Source organism: Pseudomonas sp. c313 (assembly GCF_055407145.1).
This window is the reverse complement of record NZ_JBUZRD010000006.1, coordinates 173,056-199,290: the sequence shown is the minus strand read 5'-3', so window position 1 is coordinate 199,290 and position 26,235 is coordinate 173,056. Positions and strand designations below refer to the sequence as shown.

Annotated in this window: 22 protein-coding genes and 1 riboswitch; of the genes, 15 read left to right on the top strand and 7 right to left on the bottom strand. The window is 60.5% G+C overall.

Going from position 1 to position 26,235, the window contains the following annotated elements:
• Positions 1 to 11: 11 nt before the first annotated feature.
• Positions 12 to 1,289: a lipid IV(A) 3-deoxy-D-manno-octulosonic acid transferase gene (gene waaA, locus ACZRKZ_RS18815; protein ID WP_463982406.1), complete on the top strand. Its 1,278-nt coding sequence runs from the start codon at positions 12 to 14 to the stop codon at positions 1,287 to 1,289.
• A 111-nt stretch (positions 1,290 to 1,400) separates the two neighbouring features.
• On the opposite strand, the gene ACZRKZ_RS18810 is transcribed toward waaA, so the two are convergent.
• Entirely contained in the window at positions 1,401 to 2,840 is a 1,440-nt protein-coding gene (locus ACZRKZ_RS18810) for a TolC family outer membrane protein (protein WP_463982405.1), read from the bottom strand.
• 197 nt (positions 2,841 to 3,037) lie between these two features.
• Positions 3,038 to 3,143: riboswitch (TPP riboswitch) on the top strand.
• 151 nt (positions 3,144 to 3,294) lie between these two features.
• Between ACZRKZ_RS18810 and thiC the strand changes: the two genes are divergently transcribed.
• Complete coding sequence (gene thiC / locus ACZRKZ_RS18805) at positions 3,295 to 5,184, top strand: phosphomethylpyrimidine synthase ThiC (protein ID WP_463982404.1); 1,890 nt, start codon at positions 3,295 to 3,297, stop codon at positions 5,182 to 5,184.
• 102 nt (positions 5,185 to 5,286) lie between these two features.
• On the top strand, positions 5,287 to 6,576 hold the full coding sequence (gene cytX, locus ACZRKZ_RS18800) for a putative hydroxymethylpyrimidine transporter CytX (RefSeq protein ID WP_463982403.1): 1,290 nt from the start codon (positions 5,287 to 5,289) through the stop codon (positions 6,574 to 6,576).
• Here the strand turns inward: cytX and ACZRKZ_RS18795 are convergent.
• A complete protein-coding gene (locus ACZRKZ_RS18795; protein ID WP_463982402.1) occupies positions 6,545 to 7,291 on the bottom strand; it encodes an RsiV family protein in 747 nt (248 codons plus the stop codon). The two genes, cytX and ACZRKZ_RS18795, sit on opposite strands and share 32 nt — an antisense overlap.
• Positions 7,292 to 7,504: 213 nt before the next feature.
• Between ACZRKZ_RS18795 and ACZRKZ_RS18790 the strand changes: the two genes are divergently transcribed.
• From ACZRKZ_RS18790 to ACZRKZ_RS18750, 9 genes are all read left to right on the top strand, one after another.
• Positions 7,505 to 8,122, top strand: coding sequence for an NUDIX domain-containing protein (locus ACZRKZ_RS18790; protein WP_350614058.1), 618 nt, complete (start codon positions 7,505 to 7,507; stop codon positions 8,120 to 8,122).
• Positions 8,113 to 8,562, top strand: coding sequence for a DUF1249 domain-containing protein (locus tag ACZRKZ_RS18785; RefSeq protein ID WP_133101399.1), 450 nt, complete (start codon positions 8,113 to 8,115; stop codon positions 8,560 to 8,562). The genes ACZRKZ_RS18790 and ACZRKZ_RS18785 overlap by 10 nt, the downstream gene beginning before the upstream one ends.
• Before the next feature lie 99 nt (positions 8,563 to 8,661).
• A complete protein-coding gene (gene cpdA, locus ACZRKZ_RS18780) occupies positions 8,662 to 9,477 on the top strand; it encodes a 3',5'-cyclic-AMP phosphodiesterase (protein WP_463982401.1) in 816 nt (271 codons plus the stop codon).
• Between the two features lie 49 nt (positions 9,478 to 9,526).
• Positions 9,527 to 10,135, top strand: a complete 609-nt coding sequence (locus tag ACZRKZ_RS18775) for a YqiA/YcfP family alpha/beta fold hydrolase (RefSeq protein WP_463969089.1) — start codon at positions 9,527 to 9,529, stop codon at positions 10,133 to 10,135.
• Positions 10,136 to 10,179: 44 nt separating this feature from the next.
• On the top strand, positions 10,180 to 12,084 hold the full coding sequence (gene parE / locus ACZRKZ_RS18770) for a DNA topoisomerase IV subunit B (protein WP_463969090.1): 1,905 nt from the start codon (positions 10,180 to 10,182) through the stop codon (positions 12,082 to 12,084).
• Positions 12,084 to 13,079: an esterase-like activity of phytase family protein gene (locus ACZRKZ_RS18765; RefSeq protein WP_463982400.1), complete on the top strand. Its 996-nt coding sequence runs from the start codon at positions 12,084 to 12,086 to the stop codon at positions 13,077 to 13,079. The genes parE and ACZRKZ_RS18765 overlap by 1 nt, the downstream gene beginning before the upstream one ends.
• A complete protein-coding gene (locus tag ACZRKZ_RS18760) occupies positions 13,076 to 13,597 on the top strand; it encodes a retropepsin-like aspartic protease family protein (RefSeq protein ID WP_149411172.1) in 522 nt (173 codons plus the stop codon). The genes ACZRKZ_RS18765 and ACZRKZ_RS18760 overlap by 4 nt, the downstream gene beginning before the upstream one ends.
• A gap of 10 nt (positions 13,598 to 13,607) precedes the next feature.
• Positions 13,608 to 15,872: a DNA topoisomerase IV subunit A gene (parC, locus tag ACZRKZ_RS18755; RefSeq protein WP_350614067.1), complete on the top strand. Its 2,265-nt coding sequence runs from the start codon at positions 13,608 to 13,610 to the stop codon at positions 15,870 to 15,872.
• Positions 15,873 to 16,050: 178 nt separating this feature from the next.
• Positions 16,051 to 16,758 (top strand): PqiC family protein, encoded by a 708-nt coding sequence (locus ACZRKZ_RS18750; protein WP_463982399.1) that lies wholly within the window; start codon positions 16,051 to 16,053, stop codon positions 16,756 to 16,758.
• A gap of 91 nt (positions 16,759 to 16,849) precedes the next feature.
• Here ACZRKZ_RS18750 and ACZRKZ_RS18745 read toward each other — a convergent pair whose 3' ends face one another.
• A complete protein-coding gene (locus ACZRKZ_RS18745; RefSeq protein WP_463982398.1) occupies positions 16,850 to 18,373 on the bottom strand; it encodes an AhpA/YtjB family protein in 1,524 nt (507 codons plus the stop codon).
• 134 nt (positions 18,374 to 18,507) lie between these two features.
• Here ACZRKZ_RS18745 and serB point away from each other — a divergent pair, with 134 nt between their 5' ends.
• A complete protein-coding gene (gene serB / locus ACZRKZ_RS18740) occupies positions 18,508 to 19,722 on the top strand; it encodes a phosphoserine phosphatase SerB (RefSeq protein ID WP_463982397.1) in 1,215 nt (404 codons plus the stop codon).
• A 68-nt stretch (positions 19,723 to 19,790) separates the two neighbouring features.
• Here the strand turns inward: serB and asd are convergent, their stop codons facing one another.
• The 3 genes from asd to ACZRKZ_RS18725 are packed head-to-tail and all read right to left on the bottom strand — an operon-like array spanning position 19,791 to position 23,078.
• Positions 19,791 to 20,651 carry an archaetidylserine decarboxylase gene (gene asd / locus ACZRKZ_RS18735; RefSeq protein ID WP_149411167.1) on the bottom strand — a complete coding sequence of 287 codons (861 nt, stop codon included), beginning with the start codon at positions 20,649 to 20,651 and terminating at the stop codon, positions 19,791 to 19,793.
• Positions 20,652 to 20,668: 17 nt separating this feature from the next.
• Complete coding sequence (rhdA, locus tag ACZRKZ_RS18730) at positions 20,669 to 21,484, bottom strand: thiosulfate sulfurtransferase (protein ID WP_463982396.1); 816 nt, start codon at positions 21,482 to 21,484, stop codon at positions 20,669 to 20,671.
• Positions 21,485 to 21,542: 58 nt separating this feature from the next.
• Entirely contained in the window at positions 21,543 to 23,078 is a 1,536-nt protein-coding gene (locus ACZRKZ_RS18725; RefSeq protein WP_463982395.1) for an HDOD domain-containing protein, read from the bottom strand.
• A 166-nt stretch (positions 23,079 to 23,244) separates the two neighbouring features.
• On the opposite strand from ACZRKZ_RS18725, the gene motA reads away from it, so the two are divergent.
• Positions 23,245 to 24,096, top strand: coding sequence for a flagellar motor stator protein MotA (gene motA / locus ACZRKZ_RS18720; RefSeq protein WP_124361013.1), 852 nt, complete (start codon positions 23,245 to 23,247; stop codon positions 24,094 to 24,096).
• Between the two features lie 3 nt (positions 24,097 to 24,099).
• On the top strand, positions 24,100 to 25,125 hold the full coding sequence (motB, locus tag ACZRKZ_RS18715) for a flagellar motor protein MotB (RefSeq protein WP_463969098.1): 1,026 nt from the start codon (positions 24,100 to 24,102) through the stop codon (positions 25,123 to 25,125).
• A 57-nt stretch (positions 25,126 to 25,182) separates the two neighbouring features.
• On the opposite strand, the gene rsgA is transcribed toward motB, so the two are convergent.
• Complete coding sequence (rsgA, locus tag ACZRKZ_RS18710) at positions 25,183 to 26,214, bottom strand: small ribosomal subunit biogenesis GTPase RsgA (protein WP_133101413.1); 1,032 nt, start codon at positions 26,212 to 26,214, stop codon at positions 25,183 to 25,185.
• Positions 26,215 to 26,235: the final 21 nt, after the last annotated feature.

Below are 26,235 nucleotides of genomic sequence, written 5' to 3'. Positions count from 1 at the left end.
ACTCCGCCGCCATGAATAGAACTCTCTACAGCTGTCTGTTTTACCTGGTGCTGCCGTTGGTGGCTTTACGTCTTTGGCTGCGGGCGCGCAAGGCGCCGGCTTATGCCAAGCGCGTCAGTGAGCGCTTTTCCTATGGATTGCCGGCGATGCAGCCCGGTGGGATCTGGGTGCACGCGGTGTCGGTGGGCGAGAGCATCGCCGCTGCGCCAATGATCCGTGGCCTGCTGCAACGTTATCCACAGTTGCCGATCACGGTCACCTGCATGACGCCCACCGGTTCCGAGCGGATCCAGGCACTGTTTGCCAATGAGCCGCGCATCCAGCATTGCTATCTTCCCTATGACTTGCCGTGCGCCGCAAAGCGGTTTCTGGATCGGGTCCAGCCCACGCTGGCAGTCATCATGGAAACCGAGCTGTGGCCCAACCATATCCACCAATGTGCCAAGCGCGGTATCCCCGTGGCATTGGCCAATGGGCGGCTATCGGCCCGCTCGGCCAAGGGCTACGGGCGATTCGCCAAGCTGACCGCGCCGATGTTGGCAGAAATGAGCCTGTTCGCCGTACAGACCGAAACCGAGGCCGAGCGCTTTCGCAGCCTCGGCGCGCGGCCACAAACCGTCGAAGTCACCGGCTCGATCAAGTTTGACCTGACCATCGATCCACAGCTGTTATTTCGCGCCGCAGAACTGCGCCAGCAATGGCAAGCCAGCGAGCGTCCGGTATGGATCGCGGCCAGTACCCATGAAGGCGAGGATGAAGTGGTGCTCGCGGCCCATCGCCAATTGCTTGCCAGCCACCCCGATGCGCTGCTGATCCTGGTGCCGCGCCATCCGGAGCGCTTCAACGCGATGTTCGAGTTGTGCCAGCAGCAAGGCTTCGCCACGGTGCGTCGCTCCAGCGATCAGCCTGTGACGGCAGCCACTTCAGTGTTGCTCGGTGACACCATGGGGGAGTTGCTGTTTCTTTACGCGTTGGCCGATAGCGCTTTTGTCGGCGGTAGCCTGATGCCCAACGGCGGCCACAATCTGCTGGAACCGGCGGCGCTGGCCAAGCCTGTGATCTGTGGCCCGCACCTGTTCAACTTCCTCGAAATCGCCGCAATGATGCGCGAGGCCGGAGCGTTGCAGGAAGTGGATGATGCTGACGGCTTGGCGGTGGCGGTGCAGCGGCTGTTTGAGTTGCCGCGAGATGCGCAGAGGATGGCGGAAGCGGGGCTCAAGGTGATGCAGGCTAACCAGGGTGCTTTGAAGCGGTTGCTCGATGGGCTTGATCGACTGATCAATCGCTGACCTTGCAGGAGCGAGTTTGCTCGCGACAGACGTTAACGATTACGTATTCAGTCTGAATAAACGCGGCGTCCTTAAGTTTTTCGCGAGCAAGTTCGCTCCAGGGGCAGTTGCTCAATAACCGGGATTAGCCTTCAATTGTTCGGCAGCCGCCTTGGCCAGATCCGGCGGCAAGAAGTCTTTGTCCGGGTTGTAGTCAGCCTTCAGATACCGCGCCAGGTCCTGCAAGTCCCCCGGATTCAACGTCCCTGCTGCCTGTTTCAGGCGCAGGTTGTCGAGGATGTAGTCATAGCGGCTGTTGTTGTAGTTGCGCACTGAGGTGTACAGCTGGCGCTGGGCATCCAGCACATCAACGATATTGCGCGTGCCCACCTGGTAACCGATTTCCGTGGCTTCTACCGCGCTCTGGTTGGAGATGATCGACTGGCGGCGTGCCTGTACCTGCTCCACATCGGTGTTCACCGCACGGTGCAGGTTGCGGGTGTTTTCTACTACCTGGCGGCGCAGGCCTTCGCGTTGTTGCTCGGTCTGGCCAAGGCGCGAATAGGATTCGCGCACTTGCGAGCTGGTGAGGCCGCCGCTGTACAACGGGATGCTCAGGCGCAGGCCGATGGTGCGTTGCGAGACATCGCCGCCATAGGCAATCGGCAGGTTATTCGGGTTGCTCAGGCCTAGGGCGTCGTTGTCACCCTTCTCGTATTGCGCCACCGCATCGAGGGTCGGCGCGTGGCCGGCCTTGCGTTGCTTGAGGGTTTCTTCAGCGGCGGTGACTGCATAGTTGCTGGCCAGCAAATTCAGGTTCTGTCGGCCTGCGGTGTCGACCCAGGCTTTGGCGTCGTTGGGCAGCGGCGGTAACACCGGCAGCGTATGGACGATGCCCTGAATGGCGTTGTACTGACGGTTGGTCAGGGTGATCAGCGCTTCAAAGGCGTCGTCCACCTGGCGCTGGGCCAGAATCCGGTTGGCCCGCGCCGTGTCGTAGCTGGCCTGGGATTGCAGCACGTCGGTCTTGTCCGACAGGCCGACATCGAAGCGCTCGTTGGACTGGTCCAGTTGACGCTTGAAGGCGGCTTCTTCGGCCTTGGTCGAGGCCAGGTTGTCCTGGGCCCGCAGCACGGCGAAGTAGTTTTCGGCGCTTTGCAGGATCAGGTTCTGTTCGGTGGCCGAGAGTTGCAGCGCGGCCTGTTCGTTGACCGCTTCGGCGGCTTGCAGCTGGAACCAGCGGTCGGCACGGAACAGCGGCTGACTCAGGGTTGCCCGCCAGGAATGGGCATCGCGATTGGCGGTGGTCGCAGGCTGGTCGATCTGGGTGCGTACATTGTTGATGTCGGCGCCGGCCGACAGGTTCGGCAGCAAACCGGCACGGGCCTGGGGCACCACTTCCTTCTGCGCGCCGTATTGGGCGCGGGCGGCGGCCAGGTCGGCGTTGTTGTCCACCGCTTCCTGATAGACGCTGACCAGGTCGGTTTTGGTCGACAAGGGCGCTTCAGCTGCCCAGACCATTCCATTGGTCGCACAAGACACGGCAAGAGCCAGTGAGAGTTTGCGCAGCATGAGGCGATCCCTAGAGTAAATATTACGGCGATAATTTTGAGCCCAAGGCTACGACGAGCGATCCGGAGCGTCAAGGCGTTGAGACAGTAGCCGAGTGTAGTGGTCGCAACACCACGCAACAATCCTGTAATTGCGCCATTCATCACGCTGAATGCACCGCTATTGGTAATTTGCCTGCTCCATGGTCTAGACTGGCCGCGTTCTTGTCGGGGTGCCTTGCTATGAGGCTGAGATCGGTAAATACCGGATCCCGTTGAACCTGATCAGGTTAGCGCCTGCGTAGGGAACAAGATTTCTCGTCACCCGGCGAGTCCTCTTGTGCTTCGTCCGGGATGTTGTTCGACAATCGAACAGCCCTCGTGCGTCAAGCACAGCACTTATTTACAGTGCGCCCATCCGTCACAGGTTCACTCCGACAAAAATCCACTGCCTGGATGTGTCTGGAGAGCCCGTGATGAGTACAAAACTAAAAAACACCGTGCATTTGAGTGAGTCGGCCAAGGTCGATCAGCAATCAGTACAGCCGTTTACTCGCTCGCAAAAAATCTACGTCCAGGGCACGCGCCCGGACATTCGCGTGCCGATGCGCGAAGTCAGTCTCGACGTGACCCCCACCGACCTCGGCGGCGAAATCAATGCCCCCGTGGTGGTATACGACACCTCCGGCCCCTACACCGACCCCAACGTCATTATTGATGTGCGCAAAGGCCTGGGCGACGTGCGCTCACCGTGGATCGAATCCCGTGGCGACACCGAGCGCCTGGCCGGCCTGAGTTCCAACTTCGGCCAGCAGCGCCTGAGCGATGCCGAGCTGACTGCCCTGCGCTTCGCCCACGTGAAGAACCCGCGCCGGGCCAAGGCCGGGGCCAACGTCACGCAGATGCACTACGCCCGCCAAGGCATCATCACCGCCGAGATGGAATACGTTGCCATCCGCGAAAACATGAAGCTGGAAGAAGCCCGTGCCGCAGGCCTTTTGGACCAGCAACACGCCGGCCACAGCTTCGGCGCCAGCGTGCCGAAAATCATCACACCTGAATTTGTGCGCGAAGAAATTGCCCGTGGCCGTGCAATTATTCCGGCGAACATCAACCACACCGAACTGGAACCGATGATCATCGGCCGTAACTTCCTGGTGAAGATCAACGGCAACATCGGCAACAGCGCCCTGGGTTCGTCCATCGAAGAAGAAGTGGCGAAATTGACCTGGGGCATTCGCTGGGGTTCGGACACGGTGATGGACCTGTCCACCGGCAAGCACATCCACGAAACCCGCGAGTGGATCATCCGCAACTCGCCGGTGCCGATCGGTACCGTGCCGATCTACCAGGCCCTGGAAAAAGTCGGCGGCGCCGCTGAAGAGCTGACCTGGGAGCTGTTTCGCGACACCCTGATCGAACAGGCCGAGCAGGGCGTCGACTACTTCACCATCCACGCAGGCGTCTTGTTGCGCTATGTACCGCTGACCGCCAAACGCGTTACCGGCATTGTTTCCCGTGGTGGTTCGATCATGGCCAAGTGGTGCCTGGCCCACCACAAAGAGAACTTCACCTACACCCATTTCGACGAAATCTGCGAAATCATGAAGGCCTACGACGTCAGCTTCTCCCTCGGGGATGGCCTGCGTCCGGGCTCGATTGCCGACGCCAACGACGCCGCGCAATTTGGCGAGCTGGAAACCCTCGGCGAGCTGACCAAGATCGCCTGGAAGCACGATGTGCAAACCATGATCGAAGGCCCCGGCCACGTGCCGATGCAACTGATCAAGGAGAACATGGACAAGCAGTTGGAGTGCTGCGACGAGGCGCCGTTCTACACCCTTGGCCCGCTGACCACTGACATTGCACCGGGTTATGACCACATCACCTCCGGCATCGGTGCGGCGATGATCGGTTGGTTCGGTTGCGCCATGCTCTGCTACGTCACGCCCAAGGAGCACTTGGGTTTGCCGAACAAGGATGACGTCAAGACCGGGATCATCACCTACAAGATCGCGGCCCACGCGGCGGACTTGGCCAAGGGGCATCCGGGAGCGCAAATCCGCGATAATGCGTTGAGCAAGGCGCGCTTCGAGTTCCGCTGGGAAGACCAGTTCAACCTGGGCCTGGACCCGGACACCGCGCGTTCGTACCACGATGAAACCCTGCCAAAGGATTCGGCCAAGGTCGCGCATTTCTGCTCGATGTGTGGGCCGAAATTCTGCTCGATGAAGATCACCCAGGAAGTGCGTGAGTACGCAGCTAACCAACTGATCGAGGCAGTGGATGTGGATGTCGCCAAAGGGTTGGCGGAGCAGGCGGAGCGGTTCAAGCAGGAAGGTAGTCAGCTGTACAAAAAGGTTTAAGCGCCAAGCGGCAAGCTGCAAGTTAGAAGCAGGTGCAAACCCGTTTTTGCTTGCAGCTTAAGGCTTGCAGCTTGTAGCTATCATCCCTCTGAGATAACACCCTTGAGCATTCAACCCAGCACCTATTCCCCAGACATCGCAGTGCCGGCTGACAAGCGCGTCTTCGGTGCCCGCGATCTCTTTTCCCTATGGTTCTCCCTCGGCATCGGCCTGATGGTTCTGCAAACCGGCGCGCTGTTGGCGCCGGGTCTGGGATTGTCCGGTTCGCTGCTGGCCATTTTCCTCGGCACTCTGGTTGGCGTGCTGTTGCTGGCCGCCGTCGGCGTGATCGGCAGCGACACCGGCCTGTCCTCCATGGCCGCTCTCAAGCTCAGCCTTGGCGCAAAAGGCGCAAGCCTGCCGGCGCTGTTGAACCTGCTGCAGCTGATCGGCTGGGGCTCGTTTGAAATTATCGTGATGCGCGATGCTGCGAGTTTGTTAGGCACTCGGGCGTTCAGCGAAGGCAGCCTGTTGGCTAGCCCGTTGCTCTGGACTCTATTCTTTGGCGGGCTCTCCACCTTGCTGGCCGTCTGCGGTCCGCTGACCTTCGTGCGGCAGATCCTGCGCAAGTGGGGCATCTGGCTACTGTTGGCCGCCTGCTTGTGGCTGACCTGGAACCTGTTCGCCAAAGCTGACCTGGCCACACTTTGGGCCCAGGCCGGCGACGGTTCGCTGCCGTTTGCCGTGGGCTTTGATATTGCCATCGCCATGCCGTTGTCCTGGCTGCCGCTGATCGCCGATTACTCGCGCTTCGGCAAGCGGGCGAAAAATGTCTTTGGCGGTACGGCCCTGGGCTTTTTTATCGGTAACTTCTGGCTGATGAGCCTGGGCGTGGCCTACACCCTGGCGTTCGCGCCGAGTGGTGAAGTAAATGCCTTGTTGCTGGCCTTGGCCGGGGCAGGCCTGGGGATTCCGCTGTTGCTGATTCTTCTGGATGAATCGGAAAATGCCTTCGCTGATATTCACTCGGCGGCGGTGTCCAGCGGGATTCTGTTGCGCTTGAAAGTCGAGCACCTGGCGTTGGCCATCGGCGTCATCTGTACGCTGATCGCCTGCTTCGCGCCGCTGGCCCAGTACCAGAACTTCCTGCTGTTGATCGGCTCGGTCTTCGCGCCGCTGTTTGGCGTGGTGCTGGTGGATCACTTCATCTTGCGTCGCCGAGGCTCAGCGGCGGTTGCAAGCCTGCGTTGGCCGGCGCTGCTGGCTTGGCTCGGCGGTATCAGTACCTATCACTTGCTGGCCAATCTCTATCCGGATATCGGCGCCACCCTGCCGGCGCTGGTGCTGGCAGGGCTGCTGCAATTTATCCTCGGCCGGGCCTTCAGTGGCGCACGGGCACCAGTTCGGGCTTGATGATGTCATCCAGGCGCGAGTAGGGGATTTGCAGTTCGACATGGCCCATGGCGTATGGGGCGATGGTGGTGGTGGGGTACTTGAGGATCACGCCACCATAGGTTAGCGCCACGTTCGGGGTTTTCTGGAATGGCCAGGTTTTCACGTAGTCCGGTTCCAGGCCCAGGCGGGTGCTGATCAGCCAGCTGTTGTGGGCCACTTGCGCGGCCTTCCAGAACGCCTCTTCCTTGCCGGGTAACAGCATGTCCGGCAGGGTCAAGGCTTTCTGTTGCTGGCGCGAGTAGTTGATAAACCCACGGCCCGGCTCGCCATGGGCGCCGCCGGTGTCCAGGTAACTGGACAACTCGATGATCACCAAGCCGTCATGCTGCTCCCGTACCTTGGCTTGCAAATACATGCTGTTGCGTGGGCCGGATGTGCGCAGGAACTGCTCACGATAGGCCGCAAGGGTCGTTGGCAGCGCTGCGCCCGGCGTGGTGCGGGTCATCTCCAGTAAACGCTGCTCGATCAATCCATCCAACTTGGGCTCTTTGGCGAAATGCACCGTGTCGATGTTCACCAGCGGGCAATCGGCAGTGGCGCAACCGGGTTGGGTTTGCTCAGAGGCGTCACGAGTGGTTTCCAGTGGCGCGCGATAGCTGGGTTGGAACAGGCTCTGGCAAGCGCCGAGGGTCAATGCAATACAGGCCACGGAGGCGACTTTTAAAAGCGACATGTGCGTCCTTCATAAATCGGAGAAGAGCGAAAGATATGGGGCTTCGACTGCCAGCATCGCAGTCAGTTCGCCACTAAGCTGAATACAGTGAGTTTGACGCCAGCCGTCTATCCCGGCAACCGGAAAGGGGCTGCACCCATAGGCACGAGCGCGTTAGGATGGCGCGATGCCGAGGCTAGCCTCGAAACCGCACGGCTATAAACGAGGGTTGATATGACGGACATTGCGAAATCGACGCCGAGCAAGATAGAGATCGTTCAGCGCGACAATGCCTACCAGGGCTTCTACAAGCTTGATCACGTGCAACTGCGCCATGAGCTGTTCGAGGGTGGCATGAGCCGGGTGATCAGCCGTGAAGTCTTCGTCCGTCATGATGCGGTGTGCGTGCTGCCTTACGATCCGCAGCGCGATGAAGTGGTACTGATCGAGCAATTTCGTGTCGGCGCCATGGGTCGGACCAACAACCCGTGGCTGGTGGAGATGGTTGCCGGCCTGATCGACAAGGACGAGCAACCGGAGGAGGTTGCGCACCGCGAAGCCGAGGAGGAAGCTGGGTTGACCTTCTCCGCGCTGTGGCCGATCACTAAATATTTCCCGTCGCCGGGTGGCAGCACCGAATACGTCCACCTGTTCCTGGGGCGTTGCGAGAGTGCCGGGGCCGGTGGCGTCCATGGGCTTGAAGAAGAAGCAGAAGACATCCGCGTCACCGTCTGGGCCTTCGAAGACGCTCTGCAAGCGGTACGTGACGGCAAGATTTCCAACGCAGCCAGCATTATCGCCCTGCAATGGCTTGCGCTTAATCGCGCGGAAGTGAGGGGGTTATGGCAGTAAAGGCACGAGAACGTTATCGGGTTGACCTGGTCGGGTTGCAAGCGGCTTGCGAGGCCAACTATGCACGGCTGATGCGGCTGCTCCCGGATATGCGTCACGCCCCCGAGGCGCGGCGCATTGCCGTGACCCACGGCGACCAGATGCTCGGTGTGCTGGCTCTGGAAGTGCTGCTGACCTGCCCGTACACCACCACCCTGCGGGTGCGCCAGGAACACAGCCTGCCGTGGTTGCCGGTGCCGCAACTGGAAGTTCAGGTGTATCACGATGCGCGAATGGCCGAAGTGGTCAGTGCCGAACATGCGCGGCGCTTTCGCAGCATCTATCCTTACCCTAATGTGTTCATGCACCAGCCCGATGAGAAAGCACAGCTCAATGTGTTCCTCGGTGAATGGTTGAGCCACTGTCTGGCCCTGGGCCATGAGTTTGAAGTCGTTCGGTAGATGTGAACTGCGCCCGCTTCATGGGTTTCCTCTTTGTGTCCTGCCCCAGCATAATTGCGCCAAATGTCCATTCCTGTGATCACGCCCTGGGAGAACGCCTTGCCGAGCGTATCCGCCTTGAATCCTGACGCTTCGGCGTTGCTGGTGCAGTTGTCCGACAGCCATCTGTTTGCCGAGGCCGACAGTACGCTGCTGGGCATGAACAGCCGCGACAGCCTGCAACGGGTGATCGACCTGGTGCGGGCTCAACAACCGCAGATTGATCTGTTGCTGGCCACTGGTGACCTGTCCCAGGACGGCACGCTGGAGTCTTACCAACAGTTTCGCGACATGATCCGGCAGATTTCGGCGCCGGCGCGCTGGATTCCAGGCAATCACGACGAGCCGCACATCATGCTGCAGGCAACGGTGAACAGCGCGTTGCTGGAGCCGGTGGTGGATGTGGGCAACTGGCGTGTCACCTTGCTGGACTCGGCGGTGCCGGGCTCCGTGCCGGGTTACTTGCAGGACCAGCAACTGCAATTGCTCGCGCGATCCTTGAGTGAAGCGCCTAGCCGCCATCACCTGGTGTGCTTGCACCATCACCCAGTGTCCATCGGCTGTGCGTGGATGGAGCCCATAGGGCTGCGTAATCCCGAGGCACTGTTTGCCGTGCTGGACCGTTTCCCTCAGGTGAAAGCGCTGCTTTGGGGTCATGTGCATCAGGAAATCGACCGCGAACGCAATGGAGTGCGCTTGCTGGCGTCGCCGTCCACCTGTATCCAATTCGCTCCCGGCAGCGAGGATTTCAAGGTCAGCGAAGAGGCACCAGGCTATCGCTGGTTGCGCCTGCATGCCGACGGACGGCTTGAAACCGGCGTTGAGCGCGTCGAAGGCTTTGAGTTTCAGGTGGATTACGGTAGCAACGGCTACTGAGATTTCCCTGTAAACTGCGTCTCTTTGGCTGAAGCACGGAGAGCCCGGTATGCCCGCTTCGATCTTATATATCCACGGTTTCAATAGCGCGCCTGCGTCCAACAAGGCCAGCCAACTGATCACCGTAATGGACAGCCTCGGTCTGGCTGATCAGCTGCGGGTACCGGCCCTGCATCACCACCCCCGCCAGGCTATCGCCCAGCTGGAGCAGGCGATCAGCGAGCTGGGGCGGCCACTGCTGGTCGGCAGCTCACTCGGCGGCTACTATGCAACCCATCTTGCCGAACGCCATGGCCTCAACGCCTTGCTGGTCAACCCGGCCGTCAGCCCGCATCGGATGTTCGACGGTTACCTGGGCACCCAGAAGAACCTCTACACCGATGAGACCTGGGAACTGACCCACGATCACGTGGCAGCCCTGGCCGAGCTGGAAGTCCCGGCGCCCCAGGATGCCCAGCGTTATCAGGTGTGGTTGCAGACCGGCGACGAAACCCTGGATTATCGCCACGCCCAGCAGTATTACCGGGCCTGTGCCTTGCGCATCCAGGCCGGTGGCGACCACGGTTACCAGGGTTTTGCCCGGCAGTTGCCGGCGCTGTTGAGTTTTGCCGGCATTGGCGCGGATCAGTATCAATCCTTCGATTTTTTAGCACTATGAAATCGCAGGTTACTTTTTAATCGAACGACTCACTACGAGACCCCATGGCCACTCCCAGCGCTAGCTCTTATAACGCCGACGCCATCGAAGTCCTCTCGGGCCTCGACCCGGTGCGCAAACGTCCCGGTATGTACACCGACACCAGTCGGCCGAACCACCTTGCCCAGGAAGTTATCGACAACAGCGTCGATGAAGCCTTGGCCGGGCACGCCAAGTCGGTACAAGTCATCCTCCACGCCGACCATTCCCTGGAAGTCAGCGACGATGGTCGCGGCATGCCGGTGGACATTCACCCGGAAGAGGGGGTGTCGGGCGTCGAGCTGATCCTCACCAAGCTCCATGCTGGCGGCAAGTTCTCCAACAAAAACTACCAGTTCTCCGGCGGCTTGCACGGTGTGGGCATTTCCGTGGTCAACGCCCTGTCCCATCACGTACGGGTCAAGGTCAAGCGCGACGGCAACGAATACCAGATGACCTTCGCCGATGGCTACAAGGCCACCGACCTGGAAGTGATCGGCACCGTCGGCAAGCGCAACACCGGGACCAGCGTGTACTTCGTTCCGGACCCGAAATACTTCGATTCACCAAAGTTCTCTATCAGCCGCCTCAAGCACGTACTCAAGGCCAAGGCTGTTCTATGCCCGGGCCTGCTGGTCAGCTTCGAAGACAAAGGCACCGGCGAGAAAATCGAGTGGCACTACGAAGACGGCCTGCGCTCTTACCTGGAAGATTCGGTCTGCGAGTTCGAACGCCTGCCCAACGAGCCGTTCTGCGGCAGCCTGGCTGGTAATAAAGAGGCCGTGGATTGGGCCTTGCTGTGGTTGCCCGAAGGCGGTGACAGCGTTCAGGAAAGTTACGTCAACCTGATCCCTACTGCTCAAGGTGGCACCCACGTCAATGGTTTGCGCCAAGGCCTGCTGGATGCCATGCGCGAGTTCTGCGAATACCGCAGCCTGTTGCCGCGGGGCGTGAAGCTGGCACCAGAAGACGTCTGGGAGCGGATCGCTTTCGTCCTGTCGATGAAAATGCAGGAGCCGCAATTCTCCGGCCAAACCAAGGAACGTCTGTCGTCCCGTGAAGCCGCAGCGTTTGTCTCTGGTGTGGTCAAGGACGCCTTCAGCCTGTGGCTCAACGAGCACCCGGAACTGGGCCTGGCCCTGGCGGAACTGGCGATCAACAACGCGGGCCGTCGTCTCAAGGCGAGCAAAAAGGTCGAACGCAAGCGCATCACCCAGGGGCCGGCACTGCCCGGCAAACTGGCTGATTGTGCTGGGCAAGACCCTATGCGTTCCGAGCTGTTCCTGGTGGAAGGTGATTCCGCCGGTGGTTCGGCCAAGCAGGCGCGGGACAAGGAGTTCCAGGCGATCCTGCCGCTGCGGGGCAAGATCCTCAACACCTGGGAAGTCGACGGCAGCGAAGTGCTGGCCAGCCAGGAAGTACACAACATTGCCGTGGCCATCGGTGTAGATCCTGGCTCGGCGGACATTGCCCAACTGCGCTATGGCAAGATCTGCATCCTCGCCGACGCCGACTCCGACGGCCTGCACATTGCCACGCTGCTGTGCGCGCTGTTCGTCCAGCATTTCCGCCCGTTGGTGGATGCCGGTCACATCTATGTCGCCATGCCGCCGCTGTACCGCATCGACCAGGGCAAGGAGATTTTCTACGCCCTGGACGAAGCCGAGCGCGATGGCATCCTTGATCGCCTGGTGGCCGAGAAGAAACGCGGTAAACCACAGGTCACCCGATTCAAGGGCCTGGGTGAAATGAACCCGCCGCAACTGCGGGAAACCACCATGGACCCCAACACTCGGCGCCTGGTGCAGTTGACCCTGGAAGACTTCGCCGCCACGTCGGAAATGATGGACATGCTGCTGGCGAAGAAACGCGCGCCGGACCGCAAGAGCTGGCTGGAGTCCAAGGGCAACCTCGCCGAGGTACTGGGCTGATGCGCAGCGGTTTCGCCCTGGCGATACTGTTGTTGAGCGGGTTAGCGGCAACGATGGTGGTCGCGGCGCCTGTGGCTGAGCTCAAACTGTTGTCCGAGTACCCAGTGGAGGGCATGCGCGGCGGTAACCTGTCGGGCCTGGCCTTGTGCGGCCAGGAGTTGTGGGCGGTATCCGATCGCGACGATGAGCAAATTTACCGGCTGGATACCCGCGCAGCTGTCTGGCAGGCCGAAACGGTAAAGATCGACGTACCTCCAGTGCCGGAATCGGGATTGCCCTGGGGCCTGCGTTCACGTACCAAGGCCGTGTCGTTCATTCGCGGTGGCGACCTGGATTTTGAAGGCATTAGCTGCGATGCCGCCGGCAATCGCTACATTGTCAGCGAAGCCCATGCGGCAGTACTGCAAGTGTCTGCGAGCGGCGCCTCCGAATGGTTGAAAATCGCCCCGGGCATGGTTCGTGAAGCCCGCGCCAGCGGTATGTTGCTGCACTTCAATGCGTTGTTCGAAGGCCTGGCGGTTAACCCCGAAGGCAATCAGATCTGGCTGGCGGCCGAGCGTGAGCGCCGGGGTTTGATCTCGATCAAGCGCCCGCAAAGCCTTTGGGATTGTGATGGGCCTTGTGTGTTGTTGAGCGAGGCCGGCCAGGAAATGCAGCCGGCTCAGTTCCCGGGCGCCAAGGCGGTGTCCAAGGACTTTGCCGACCTGGCGCTGTTCAATGGCAAGCTGTTTACCCTGGAGCGCAATGCGTTCCAGATCTGCCGCCGTAATGCGGCGACCGCCCAGGTCGAGTTGTGCTGGTCGTTTACCGACGAAACCCTCACGCCGAATCGGCGTTATGCACAGGCCTATGGCCTGGCGGAGGCTTTGTTGGTGGACGCCGACGGCGTCTGGGTTGGCATCGACAATAATTTCGGCGCCCGCGCCGATGGTGAAAAGCGGCCGATGGTCTATCGTTTTTCCGCCCCAGTCGGTGGCTGGAGCACCAAGCCATGAGCCAGCAGCCCCCCGGCAAGCGTGCCGGACGTGTGTTGATGTTCGTGGCCTGGGGTGCCGGGCTGTTTTTGGCGACACGGTTTTTTGGGCAGTGGGAGGCGCGTCAGGAAAACCCCAATGCCGTGGTCACCTCCGAGCAACATGAGGGTTATATAGAAGTGAAACTGGTCGGCAACGGCCAGGGGCATTTCGTTGCCAGCGGTCAGATCAACGGCCAGCCGGTGAATTTCATGCTCGACACCGGCGCCACTGATGTGGCGGTACCGGCCGAACTGGCCGAGCGCTTGGGGTTGAAGCGTGGCTTGTCGGTGACCTTGAGCACTGCCAACGGTCGCAGCCAGGGCTATCGCACCCACCTCGATCGCCTGCAGTTGGGCGATATCGTCCTGCGGGACGTCCGCGCACTGGTGGCGCCGGGGCTGGGTGGCGAGCAAGTGCTGTTGGGCATGAGCGCATTGAAACAACTTGAATTTACCCAGCGTGGCGGCACCTTGCTGCTGCGCCAGACCAAACAATGATGAGGCCCGCATGAGTGACATCCTTGCAGACAGCTTAGATGGCGTAGAACGCCGGTCGCTGGCTGACTTCACCGAAAATGCCTACCTCAACTACTCCATGTACGTGATCATGGACCGTGCCTTGCCGCATATCGGCGACGGCCTGAAGCCTGTACAGCGGCGCATTATCTACGCCATGAGTGAGTTGGGCCTGGACGCCGATTCCAAGCACAAGAAGTCGGCGCGTACAGTCGGTGACGTGCTCGGCAAGTTCCACCCCCACGGCGACTCGGCGTGCTACGAAGCCATGGTGCTGATGGCCCAGCCGTTCAGCTACCGCTACACCCTGGTAGACGGCCAGGGTAACTGGGGTGCGCCGGATGATCCCAAGTCCTTCGCCGCCATGCGTTATACCGAAGCGCGGCTGTCGCGCTATTCCGAAGTGCTGCTCAGCGAGCTGGGCCAAGGCACTGCCAACTGGGGCCCGAACTTCGACGGTACCCTCGATGAGCCGCTGGTGTTACCAGCGCGTTTGCCGAATATCCTGCTTAATGGCACCACCGGTATCGCCGTGGGTATGGCCACCGACGTGCCGCCGCACAACCTGCGGGAAGTTGCCACCGCCTGCGTGCGCTTGCTGGATGAACCCAAGGCCACGGTCGAGCAGCTTTGCGAACATATCCAGGGCCCGGACTACCCGACCGAAGCGGAAATCATCACGCCGCGCGCCGACCTGCTGAAAATGTACGAAACCGGTAAGGGGTCGGTGCGCATGCGCGCCGTGTACCACATCGAAGACGGCGACATTATTGTCACCGCGCTGCCGCATCAGGTGTCCGGCGCCAAGGTGCTGGAGCAGATCGCCGCGCTGATGCAGTCCAAACCGTCGAAGCTGCCGCAAGTCGCTGACCTGCGTGACGAGTCCGACCACGAAAACCCATGCCGCATCGTGATCATCCCGACCAACAACCGGGTTGACCACGAAGTGCTGATGCAGCACCTGTTTGCCAGCACCGAGCTGGAATCCAGCTACCGGGTCAACATCAATATCATCGGCCTGGACGGCAAGCCACAGCTCAAGAACCTGCGGGCGCTGCTGGTGGAATGGCTGGAGTTCCGCGTGCAGACCGTGCGCCGCCGCCTGCAATACCGACTGGACAAGGTCGAGCGTCGCCTGCATCTGTTGGACGGTTTGCTGATTGCCTACCTCAACCTGGATGAAGTCATTCATATCATCCGCACCGCCGAGCATCCGAAGGCCGAGCTGATCGCGCGTTTCGAGCTGAGCGAGATGCAGGCTGACTACATCCTCGACACCCGCTTGCGTCAGTTGGCGCGACTGGAAGAGATGAAGCTGCGGGACGAACAGGACGCGCTGCTCAAGGAGCAAGCCAAGCTGCAGGCCTTGCTGGGCAGCGAAGCCAAGCTGAAGAAGCTGGTGCGGACAGAACTGATAAAAGACGCCGAAACCTATGGCGATGACCGCCGCTCGCCAATTGTCCAGCGTGCCGAAGCCAAGGCCCTGACCGAAACCGAGTTGCTGCCCAACGAGAAAATTACCGTCGTTCTGTCGGAAAAGGGTTGGGTTCGTTCAGCCAAGGGGCATGATATTGACGCCACTGGTTTGTCCTATAAGGCTGGCGACGGGTTCAAGACCTCTGCCGCCGGGCGTTCCAACCAGTTCGCGGTGTTTATCGACTCCACCGGTCGCAGTTATTCGGTACCGGCTCATACCTTGCCTTCGGCGCGGGGGCAGGGCGAGCCGTTGACTGGGCGTCTGACGCCGCCGCCAGGGGCGAATTTCGAATGCGTGTTGGTGCCGGAAGATGATTCGCTGTACGTCATTGCCTCCGACGCCGGTTATGGATTCGTGGTCAAGGGTGAAGACCTGCAGGCCAAGAACAAGGCTGGCAAGGCTTTGCTGAGTTTGCCGAACAACGCCAAGGTGATCCTGCCGCGTCCGGTCAGTGACCGTGAAGGTAATTGGCTGGCATCGGTGACCACCGAAGGCCGCTTGCTGATCTTCAAGATCAGCGATCTGCCACAGTTGGGTAAAGGCAAGGGCAACAAAATTATCGGTATTCCCGGTGAGCGGGTGGCCAGTCGCGAAGAGTACGTGACCGATATTGCGGTGATCCCGGAAGGCTCTACCCTGGTGCTGCAGGCCGGTAAGCGTACGCTGTCATTGCGCCCTGACGACCTGGAACACTACAAGGGCGAGCGCGGCCGTCGCGGAAACAAATTGCCCCGCGGCTTCCAGCGAGTGGACGCATTGCTGGTGGAAACGCCCGCTTAAGGCGATATAGAGCACTCGATCTACGATTTAACCCGTAGATCGACGCTTTCGCGCTGGAGTCATGGCGCATATTCACGGATGATATGGCGCTTTCCAGCGCCAGCGTGGCTGAGCGCGTACAGGTTATTTTTAGGTATTACATTGTGGTTTGCCTTGTGGCCGCCACTTGGATGGGATGATGACTGCTCCGCGCCTTCCTTTTATTTTGTTGCTTGCTGGCCTTTTGGGCCTGGCGGGTTGCAGCACACACCAACCTGTGTCGCTGTATCAGCTGGACAGTGGAAGCCCAGCCCAGCCGGCACAAAGTGCCGGTATGGCGGTATTGCTCGGCCCGGTTGTCGTGGCTGACTACCTGCAACGCGAGACCCTGCTGCAGCGTCAGGACGATGGCAGCCTGCAAGGTTCCACAGATGGTCGCTGGGCGGGTAGCCTGTCATCGGACATCAATCAGTTGATGCTGCGCCAGGTAGCCGGTCATCTGGACAGTCAGCGGGTGGTACTGTCACCTGCCCCCACAGGTTTTGCCCCTGATGTGCAGGTGTTGCTGACCATCACGCGCCTGGATTCCGGTGTTTCGCAACCGGCAATTCTTGATGCGCAGTGGCGCTTGATCGACCGTCGCGGCCAAGTGCGGGATAACCGTATCGTGCATCTGCAGGAAGAACACGTCGGCAGCACCGCCTCCCAGGTTCAGGCCCAGGGTGTGTTGTTGCAGCGTCTGGCTGAGCAGTTGTCGGTAGCGCTCAGGCCGTTGGCCAATCAGCCAGCTGTCGCCGAAGCACCGCGCAAGTCGGCCCCGGCACCTGCCAAGCCGGCCGTGCAGGACAAGCCGAAAATCCCGATGGCCTCGCCGATTCGCACCGACATGGAAGTGTTCAGGTTCTGAATTGAACGCAGACAAGACAAGGCCCGCTGATAGCGGGCCTTGTTGTATGTGGGGTATTTATGGCGAAAGTTGCTGTTGTGGCGAGTGGGGTTTAACCCTTCGCTCGCGTCTCATGCATTCGCGCCAACTGCCGCTCCAGCATCGATGGGTACGGCTCCATCAAGCGCTCCACACAACTGGCGCCCTCTGGGCTGGCGATGGGCCTGATCCGCGCACGCTGGCGGATCAGTGCGTCATCACTGATCTTGCGTTCCACCAGCAGCAAGTTGCGGCTGTGTTGCGACAAGGCCAGCGCATCCTGGGCGATTTCGGTCAGCAGCAGATCAATCTGGCTCATGCCATACAGGTCGTCACCCACTGTCAGCCCCAGTTGCAGCTGCAAAGTGATGCCGCTGTCGGCGACTTCGATTTGCAGTGCATGGCCCAGGGCTCGCAGCAGCTCGCCGCAGCAGATGGCGTTGGTCAGGTAGTCTTCGCCGCTGTCTTCACTGTGGAACAGCATCAAGGTACTGCCGTCGTTCAGGGTGTGCAGTTCGCTCTGGTACAGCGATGCCGCCTGGTCGAGGCAGTCGCGGTAACGCTCCAGCAGTTCGGTCAGGCGCGTGCGCGGCAAGCGACGTAGTTGATCCTGCGCGCCCAGTTGCACGGCCAGTACGGCGCTGTGTTGCGGCTCGGTGTTTTGCGCGGGTGCCGGCTTGGGTGCGGCTACCTGCGCTGATTGCGACTGGTCGCGAAGATCGGCGAACGGGTCTTCATCATCCAGTTCGTCTTCTTCTGCCTTGATCGTCTGACGGGATACCGGCTTGAGCCCGGCCACCGGCGCGCGTTCGTCGAAGTCAGGGTCACGCCCAAAGGCAGGCTTGTCTTCTTCGTAGTCGGTGTCGTCGTACTCAGGCTCTGGTTCAACCTCAGGCACTACTGGTTCCGGGGCGAAGCTGGTGTGCAACTGGCGGGCGAGGTCGCCGATTTCATCCTGGCGGTCGGTGGCCGGGGTGTGTTCGTCGATGTCCCGCAGCCAAATGCGCAGTTGCATCAGGGGCGTGGAGATATGTCGCCCCAGGCGCAAGCTCAAGGCCAGGGACAGGGCCAGCAGGATTGCACTCAAAATGCCCATGCTTTGCAGGCTGATGGTCATTGGCTGCTGGAATTGCTGCATGTCCAGGCTGATGCGCAATTGGCCGGCCTTCACGTCCTGAAAGGTGATATTGCTCTGGTACAAGCCTTCGGCTTCACCCAATAGGCCGTTTTTCGGGCGTTGCCCAGCTTCGGCCATGATCCGGTTGTCTACGCTGTAGATAGCCGCGTGGGCCACCAGCGGGTTCTTGGTCAGATTATTGAGCAGCACGTTGAGGCTGAGAATGTCGTTGGACACCAACAGCTCGGTCGCCGAGGTGGCGGTCTGGGTGGTCAAGCTTTCGCCCAGAGCGTCGGCTTGCTCGTGCATGGCCTGCTTGAATTGCAATCCCATCACGCAGGCGTAGATCACCAGAGCCAGGGCGACCAGGATCACGTTATGGCTGGCGATGCGTAATGCGATCGGTACACGGCGATGGCGCAGTGCCCGGAAGATCAGCAGGAAGAAGTTATCGGTTTTTACTGGCGTGGGCCGGTTCACTTAAGCTCGGCTCTTTAGTCCGTGAAGTTGACGCGCAGTATAGCGACAGGCCCAAGACCGGCAAAGCGCTGGCTGTGCCCGATGGTCACTGAAAGTGGGTAGAATGCGGTTTTTTTCCACCTCGGGGGTGCGCTTTGCGCGAAATTGTCCTGATAAACATCACCGGTGAGGACCGTCCGGGTCTCACCGCAGCCATTACCGGTGTTCTGGCCCAGGGTGGTGTGAACATTCTCGACATCGGCCAGGCGGTGATCCACGACACTTTGTCGTTTGGCATCCTGGTGGAGATTCCGAGTACCGAGCAAGCGTCGTCGGTGCTCAAGGACATCCTGTTTACGGCTTACAAGCTCGATCAGCAGGTGCGTTTCACCCCAGTGTCCGAAGAGGATTACCGCCAGTGGGTCGCCGGTCAGGGCAAAAAACGCCACATCGTCACCCTGCTGACCCGCAAGGTGACGGCTGAGCAATTGCAGCGCGTCAGCTCGATCACCGCTCAATACGGTTTGAACATCGACCATATCGACCGTCTGTCGGGGCGTATGCCGTTGGACACGCCGGCCGACCAGGGCAAGGGCTGCATCGAGTTTTCCGTACGCGGTGAGCCGGCGGACCCTCTGGCCTTGCGTGCCGAGTTTCTGAGCGTCGCCCAGGAACTGAATGTCGACATCGCCTTCCAGGAAGATTCGCTGTTTCGCCGCAACCGCCGGCTGGCGGTGTTCGACATGGACTCCACGCTAATTGAAGCCGAAGTCATCGACGAACTGGCCAAGGCTGCTGGCGTGGGTGAGCAAGTCTCGGCCATTACCGAGCGTGCCATGTCCGGCGAGCTGGATTTTCGTGCCAGCTTCAAGGAGCGCCTGGCGTTGCTTAAAGGCCTGGACGTTAGCGTGTTGGACTCCATCGGAGCGTCGCTGCGCCTGACCGAAGGTGCCGAAACGCTGTTCGCCGAACTCAAGCGCCTGGGCTACAAGACCGCGATCCTGTCGGGTGGCTTCACCTACTTCGCCAAGCAATTGCAGGCCAAGCTGGGCATCGACTACGTGTTCGCCAACGAGTTGGAAGTGGTGGACGGCAAGGTGACAGGCGTGGCGGTGGAGCCGATTGTCGACGCCCAGCGTAAAGCCGATCTGCTGCGGGAGTTGGCACACAAGGAAGGTTTGCGTCTGGAGCAGACCATTGCGGTCGGTGACGGCGCCAATGACTTGCCGATGTTGGCGATTGCCGGGTTGGGCGTGGCGTTTCGTGCCAAACCACTGGTCAAGCAATCGGCCAAGCAGGCTATTTCGACGTTGGGGCTGGATGGAGTGTTGTACCTGTTGGGCTTCCGTGACCGCGACGGTCAGCTCTAACCCCGCAAAACAACTGTAGGAGCGAGGGGGCGTCTAGTCCTTGCTCGCTCCTACAAGTAGTCCGTCGATCAGGCTTTTGGCAAGCCCATGCCTTGACCCATCTGCACCGGTGAACCCGCCAGCAATTCTTCCGACCATTTCACCTGATCCGGCCCAAACAGCACGATGGCGGTCGAACCCAGCTTGAAGCGCCCCAGTTCCGCACCTTTTTCCAGATAAATCGGTGCGCGCGCCGCTTCGTCGTAACGCACGGTTTTCAGCTCGCGTTTCGGCGGCGTGACCAGCCCGGCCCAGACTGTTTCAATCGACGCCACAATCATCGCACCTACCAGAACCACGGCCATCGGACCGCGTTCGGTGTCGAATATGCAGGCAACACGCTCATTACGGGCAAACAGTTCCGGCACATTTTCTGCCGTGGTTTGGTTCACCGAGAAGATTCGGCCCGGGATGTAGACCATTTCCCGCAGGGTGCCGGCCAATGGCATGTGCACCCGGTGGTAGTCCTTCGGCGACAGGTAAACAGTGGCGAAGTCGCCGCCCATAAACGGCGCGGCTACAGCGGCATCCCCCCCGAGCAATTCCAGCACGCTGAAACTGTGGCCCTTGGCCTGGAACACCCGGCCGTGCTCAATCGGGCCGAGTTGGCTGACCGCACCATCGGCCGGGCTCAGTACCGCGCCCGGGGTTTGATCCAGTGGGCGTGCGCCGTCTTTCAAGGCGCGGGTGAAGAAGGCATTGAAGTGCTCGTAAGCGGTCACGTCCTCCACCAGGGCCTGGGACATATCCACTTGGTAGCGCTTGGCGAACCAGGTGGTGAAGGCATTCTTGAACCAGCGCACGCGGCATTCGGCAATGCAGCCGGCCAGCCGTGACAGCAGGTGGTGGGGCAGCAGGTACTGGCTGAGGATAAACAAACGCTTTTTCATTAACTGTCCTTAAAACCTTAAATCTCGACGGGGGTGTCGGGGTGGTTGCCCCATTCGCCCCAGGAACCGGCATAACCTTTGACTCGCGGATAACCGAGCGCCTTGGCCACCAGATAGGTGAAGCCAGAACGGTGGTGAGTCTGGCAGTGGGTGATGATTTCTTTGTCGCGGGTAAGTCCGAGGTCTTCGAGGATCTGCGGCATGTCGCGGCGGATGCGCAGGTTGCGCGTCTTGTCCATGCCAGCGGTCCATTCGAAGTTCACTGCGCCGGGGATGTGCCCGGCTTTGGCGGCGAGGACTTTCTCCCCCGAATACTCCAGCGGGCCACGGGCATCCCAGATGCCCAGGTCGGCGGCACCCAGGCGACTTTGCAAATATTCGCGGGTGGCGGTGGGCTCGTCGTGCAGCGTCAGGCTGGCCGGGCCGCCGGCACTGGCCGGCACGTTGGTGGAAACAGGCTGTTTTTCATCCAGCCACGCCAGCAGGCCGCCATCGAGGTAGTGATACTTCTTGTGGCCGATAACATCGAGCAGCCAGATAAAACGCCCGGCCCAGCCGCCGCCTTCGTCGTCATAGACCACGTAGGTGGCGCCCGGCGTATGGCCCAGTTCACCGAACAGCGTTTCCAGGGCGGCCTTGGCTGGCAGCAAGCCTGGAGCAGGCGGTTGGCCCAGTTGGGTACGCTTGGGATCGACGAATCGTGCGCCGGGGATATGCCCGGTGGCGTAGCGTTCGGCGCTGGTGAGGTCCACCAGAATCAGGTTTTCTGCGTCGAGGCGACCGAGCAGGTCGCTGGGCTCGATCACCAGCGGCAAGCCAGAGAAGTCAGGCATGTGAGGTCTCCTGGGCACAAGTTTAGGGCTGTAAAGGAGGGCGATTGTAGCGCAAGCATCAAGCGCTGCGGTTGGTAAAGCTGTGCAGGGCCTTCTCGATGCATTGAGCGGTTTTGCCGAAGGCTTGTACGGTGGTTTCCGAGAACGGCCCGCCGCCCTGGTCGGCAATCATCAGCATCGCCACCCGTCCATTGCAACTCAGGGAGCGCAACAGCAGGTGCTCGCCGATAAACAGGCGGCGCAACGAGGCGGGTAGCAGTGCCGAGAACTGTACATGGTTGTCGGGCGTCAGGCGCACCTGGGCGGACTTCTCCAGCAAGCGCTGCAGCAGCGTGCTTTGCGCGACGTCCAGGCTCATGTGGGCAGCGTCCTTGGGCAGGCCGTCGACCTGATGCACGCGCAAGGTGCTCAAGGTACGGTCGGCCATCAACAGCATGACCCGTTGCATGCCGCTGGCCACCAGGGCCTCCTTGGCGCAGGTGGTCAGGTGCATGGCGTTGGCAAAACGATTCGGCTCCACCAGCAATTCGCTGCAGTGTTTGCGCCAAACAGCCAGGGCTTCGGCGGTCGGCGGCGGTGCCGGCAGCAGGCCGCGATGGACCCGTTGCACGTTCCACGGCCAGATCAGCGCAAGTGCCGGGTGCCAAAGATCGGCCGCCACTGTATTGCGGGCGCTGATCACTGCTTGTTGGTGAACCTGCTGCTGCACCTCGCCCAAGGGTTGTTGCAGGTACAGCGCGGTCAAGTATTGCCAGCGCTGGGTGTGCGGGCAATTCCAGGACTCTTGCGCTGCCAGGGCCATGCCGTTGGCCAGCAGCACGGTGTTGGCCGGCTGGTTCAGCCAGCGCCGCAGCGCCGGATCGTCATCGAGCTGTTGCTGTTGACGCAGCGGCTCTTCATTGCGGGCGATGCGTAGCGCCTTGATCAGTAGGCGCCGTTCATTCTGCAACAAGTGATAGCCCTGGGAGACCCAGATTGGCAGGCGCCAGGCCTCGGTCAGCCCCAGGCACAAATCCAGCAGGCGAACGCCGAACAACTCCTGCTCGACCTTGCGTGCCGATTGGCCTTTGTGGATCACTCGTAGTTCCCACTCTTCCAGCAGCTTGGGATAGGCAATCGCCATTGGCCACAGCGGCGAAAGAAACAACAGGCTGCCCCAGTGGATGTCTTGCCATAGCCGTGCCAGGCGACTGGCAAACAGGCCGCTGGCTTGTTGCGAGGCGTGCTGGCTGACCAGTTGCAGTTGGCGCAGCGCCACGGGGATTTCATTGAGGGGGACTGAAGGCAGGCGGGCGAGCAGTTCTTCGGTGCGTTTTAAACCGAGGCGGTTGAGCGCCACCTCAAGGTTTTCCGCAGGCTCTGCAAGGCTGCCGTGAGAATGGTTGTTGGCTTCGCGCATCACGCTGAGCACCAGCGCGGGGCTGTTTTGCATCAGCTCTGCAATATCTCGCAACGAACGGCGGTTGTCGCCGATGGCTTTGCATACGGCGTCATGGCTGGCTTGCGGGACGGGCAGCAGAACCTCATCCAGGCGCTTTATCCAGCCAGCAATAGTGTTGGGTCTTGAGGTTGGGACTGTCGTTTCATTTGCCATGATTGGGGCGCGATCATCACTTGCGGTCAACACGCCCAGAGCGGGCCGAACTGGCTTTTCGCCTTAACGGGCTATAGTCTGGCGCAGTTTTGCCGATAAGTAGAAGAAGAGTTTTTAGATCTTCTGAATATGTCCATGAACCCGACGGCGCAAGTACTCACCCCCTATGGCTAAAATTATCGGCATCATCGTCGTCATCGCGAGCGTGCTCGGCGGATACGTCCTGTCCCACGGTAAAATTGCGGCGCTGATCCAGCCTTTTGAAGTGTTGATCATCGGTGGTGCGGCGTTTGGTGCATTCCTGCAGGCCAACCCTGGCTACATGACCATGCACGTGATCAAGAAGTCGTTGGGCATGTTCAGCTCGCGCTTCTCCCACACCTTCTACCTGGAAGTGCTGGGCCTGGTCTACGAGATCCTCAATAAGAGCCGCCGCGAAGGCATGATGGCCATTGAAGGCGACATCGAGGACGCGGCAGCGAGCCCGATTTTCGCCAAGTACCCGGCCGTGCTCAAGGATGAGCGCATGACCGCCTACATCTGCGATTACCTGCGCATCATGTCCTCCGGCAACATGGCCCCCCATGAGCTGGAAGGCCTGTTCGACATGGAGTTGTTCAGCTTGAAGGAAGAGCTTGAGCACCCATCCCATGCGGTGACTGGCATTGCCGACGGCATGCCCGGTTTCGGTATTGTGGCAGCGGTACTCGGGATCGTGGTGACCATGGCTTCCCTCGGCGAGGGCGACCAGGCAGCCATCGGCATGCACGTAGGTGCGGCCCTGGTCGGTACCTTCTTCGGTATTCTCGCCGCCTACGGTTTCTTTGGTCCGCTGGCCACCTCCCTGGCCCATGACGCCAAGGAAGAGATCAACCTTTACGAGGCAATCAAGGCTTGCCTGGTAGCTTCGGCCTCCGGCATGCCGCCGTCACTGGCAGTGGAATTCGGCCGCAAAGTGCTCTATCCCAAGCACCGTCCGAGCTTTGCCGAGTTGGAACAAGCGGTTCGCGGTCGCTAAGTCATGGAAAACAACCAGCCGATCATCATCAAGCGCGTCAAGCGCTTCGCTGCCGGGCACCACGGCGGCGCCTGGAAAATTGCCTTCGCCGACTTTGCCACGGCAATGATGGCGTTCTTCCTGGTGCTGTGGCTGATGTCCACCGCCACGCCGGAACAGAAGATCGCCATCGCCGGTTACTTCAAGGACCCCATCGGGTTTTCCGAGAGTGGCACACCTTTTGTGATCGATCTGGGTGGCTCGCCGCAACTGGCGCCCGAGCGCACGATCAACCCGGAAGTGAAGACCGAATCGCCCCAGGAAAATATTCCCATCGAGCGTGAAACCGTCGAAAGTATGGCTGACCAGGTCGAGCAGGAACGCCTGGAATTGCTCCTGCAAGAACTGCAGAACAAGGTCGACGAGAACCCGCAACTGCAAAAATTCAAGGACCAGATCCTGTTCCAGATCACTCCGGATGGCTTGCGCATCCAAATCATGGACGCCGCGAATCGGCCGATGTTCGACTCTGGCAGTGCGCGTTTGAAGCCGTATTTCGAAGATATTCTGCTGGCGATGGCCGACACCATCAAAGCGGTGCCGAACAAGATCAGCGTCAGTGGTCATACCGATGCCAAGCCTTATTCGGGCCTGGGTGATTTTGGTAACTGGGAGTTGTCAGCCAACCGTGCCAACGCTGCACGTCGTGCCTTGATCGCGGGTAGCTACCCGGACGCGCAAGTGGCACGGGTAGTGGGTTTTGCTTCCTCGGCACTGTTTGATACCAAGGACCCGTTCAACCCGGTCAATCGCCGAATCGATATCGTCGTGCTGACCAAAAAGGCCCAGCGTGCGATTGAAGGTGAGCAAGGCACGCCTCAACCGCCGGTGCCGACTCAAGGTGAGGGTGCGCCAGGGGAAGTGCCGGTGGACCCGAATGCACTGCCACCAGAACAGCAGCCATTACCGGCCCATGAGTTGCGGCAGAAGCTGAACCTGTTTGATGACGGTGGGGTGAAAGACCCGACTCAGCCGGCTACGGGGTCATAAGCAGGGCAACATTGTGGTGAGGGGGCAGGCCCTTCACCACAATGTTGCATCGACCAGTCAGTAACTGGTTTCGGGCAAGCTGGCGATGATCGAGCGATAGCTGTTCATTCGCTGCTGTTGCACGCGACCGTCTTCCAGGGCCTTGAGCAGAGCGCAGCCCGGCTCGCGGTCGTGCTTGCAGTCGCGAAAGCGGCAGGTGCCGATCAAGTCGTTGAACTCGATGAAACCCGCTTCGACATCGGCGCGGCTGACGTGGCCCAGGCCGAATTCACGAATCCCTGGGGAGTCAATCAGCTCACCGCCACCTGGGAAGTGGAACAACCGCGCGGTGGTGGTGGTGTGAGTGCCCTGGCCGGACAGCTCCGACAGTGGACCGACACGGGTTTCGACTTCCGGCAGCAGGCTGTTGACCAGCGACGACTTGCCGACGCCCGACTGGCCGACGAACACACTGATGCGCCCGTCCAACTGCTCCTGGAGCAACTCCATGCCGTTGCCGTGATGGGCCGAGACTTCCAACACCGGGTAACCCAGGGTGCGGTAGACCGCCAGCAACGCATTGAGCGCCGGGGCGTTCTGCTCGTCGATCAGGTCGAATTTGTTCAGCAGCAGCAACGGCCGAATGCCCGCATGTTCGGCGGCTACCAGGTAGCGGTCGATCAGGTTGGCATGGGGCTCGGGCAGTGGCGCGAAGACGATGACGATCATGTCGACGTTGGCCGCTACCGGCTTGAGCTGGCCACGGCTGTCCGGACGGCGCAGTTCGGTGGTGCGCGGCAGTTGCGCCACGATCACGCCGATGCCCTGGTTGCCGGCACGCCAGACCACTTGGTCGCCGGTCACCAGCGCCGGCAGGTTGGCGCGCAAGTGGCAACGGAACACATTGCCAGCTTGTTCGCCTTCCTGGGCCTCGACCTCGACCTGCACACCGAAGTGCGCGATCACCAGGCCCGTTTGCTCGGGGCCAAGGTCGCCACCCTCAAGCGCTTCTACTGCGGAGGATTCACGTTTGGCGGCGCGGGCAGCGCGTTCACCCTGAATCTTTTCGATGCGCCAGTTTTGGCGACGGTTGAGCTGGCGTTTGGCCATTGGTGTTCCGTGTCGATAATG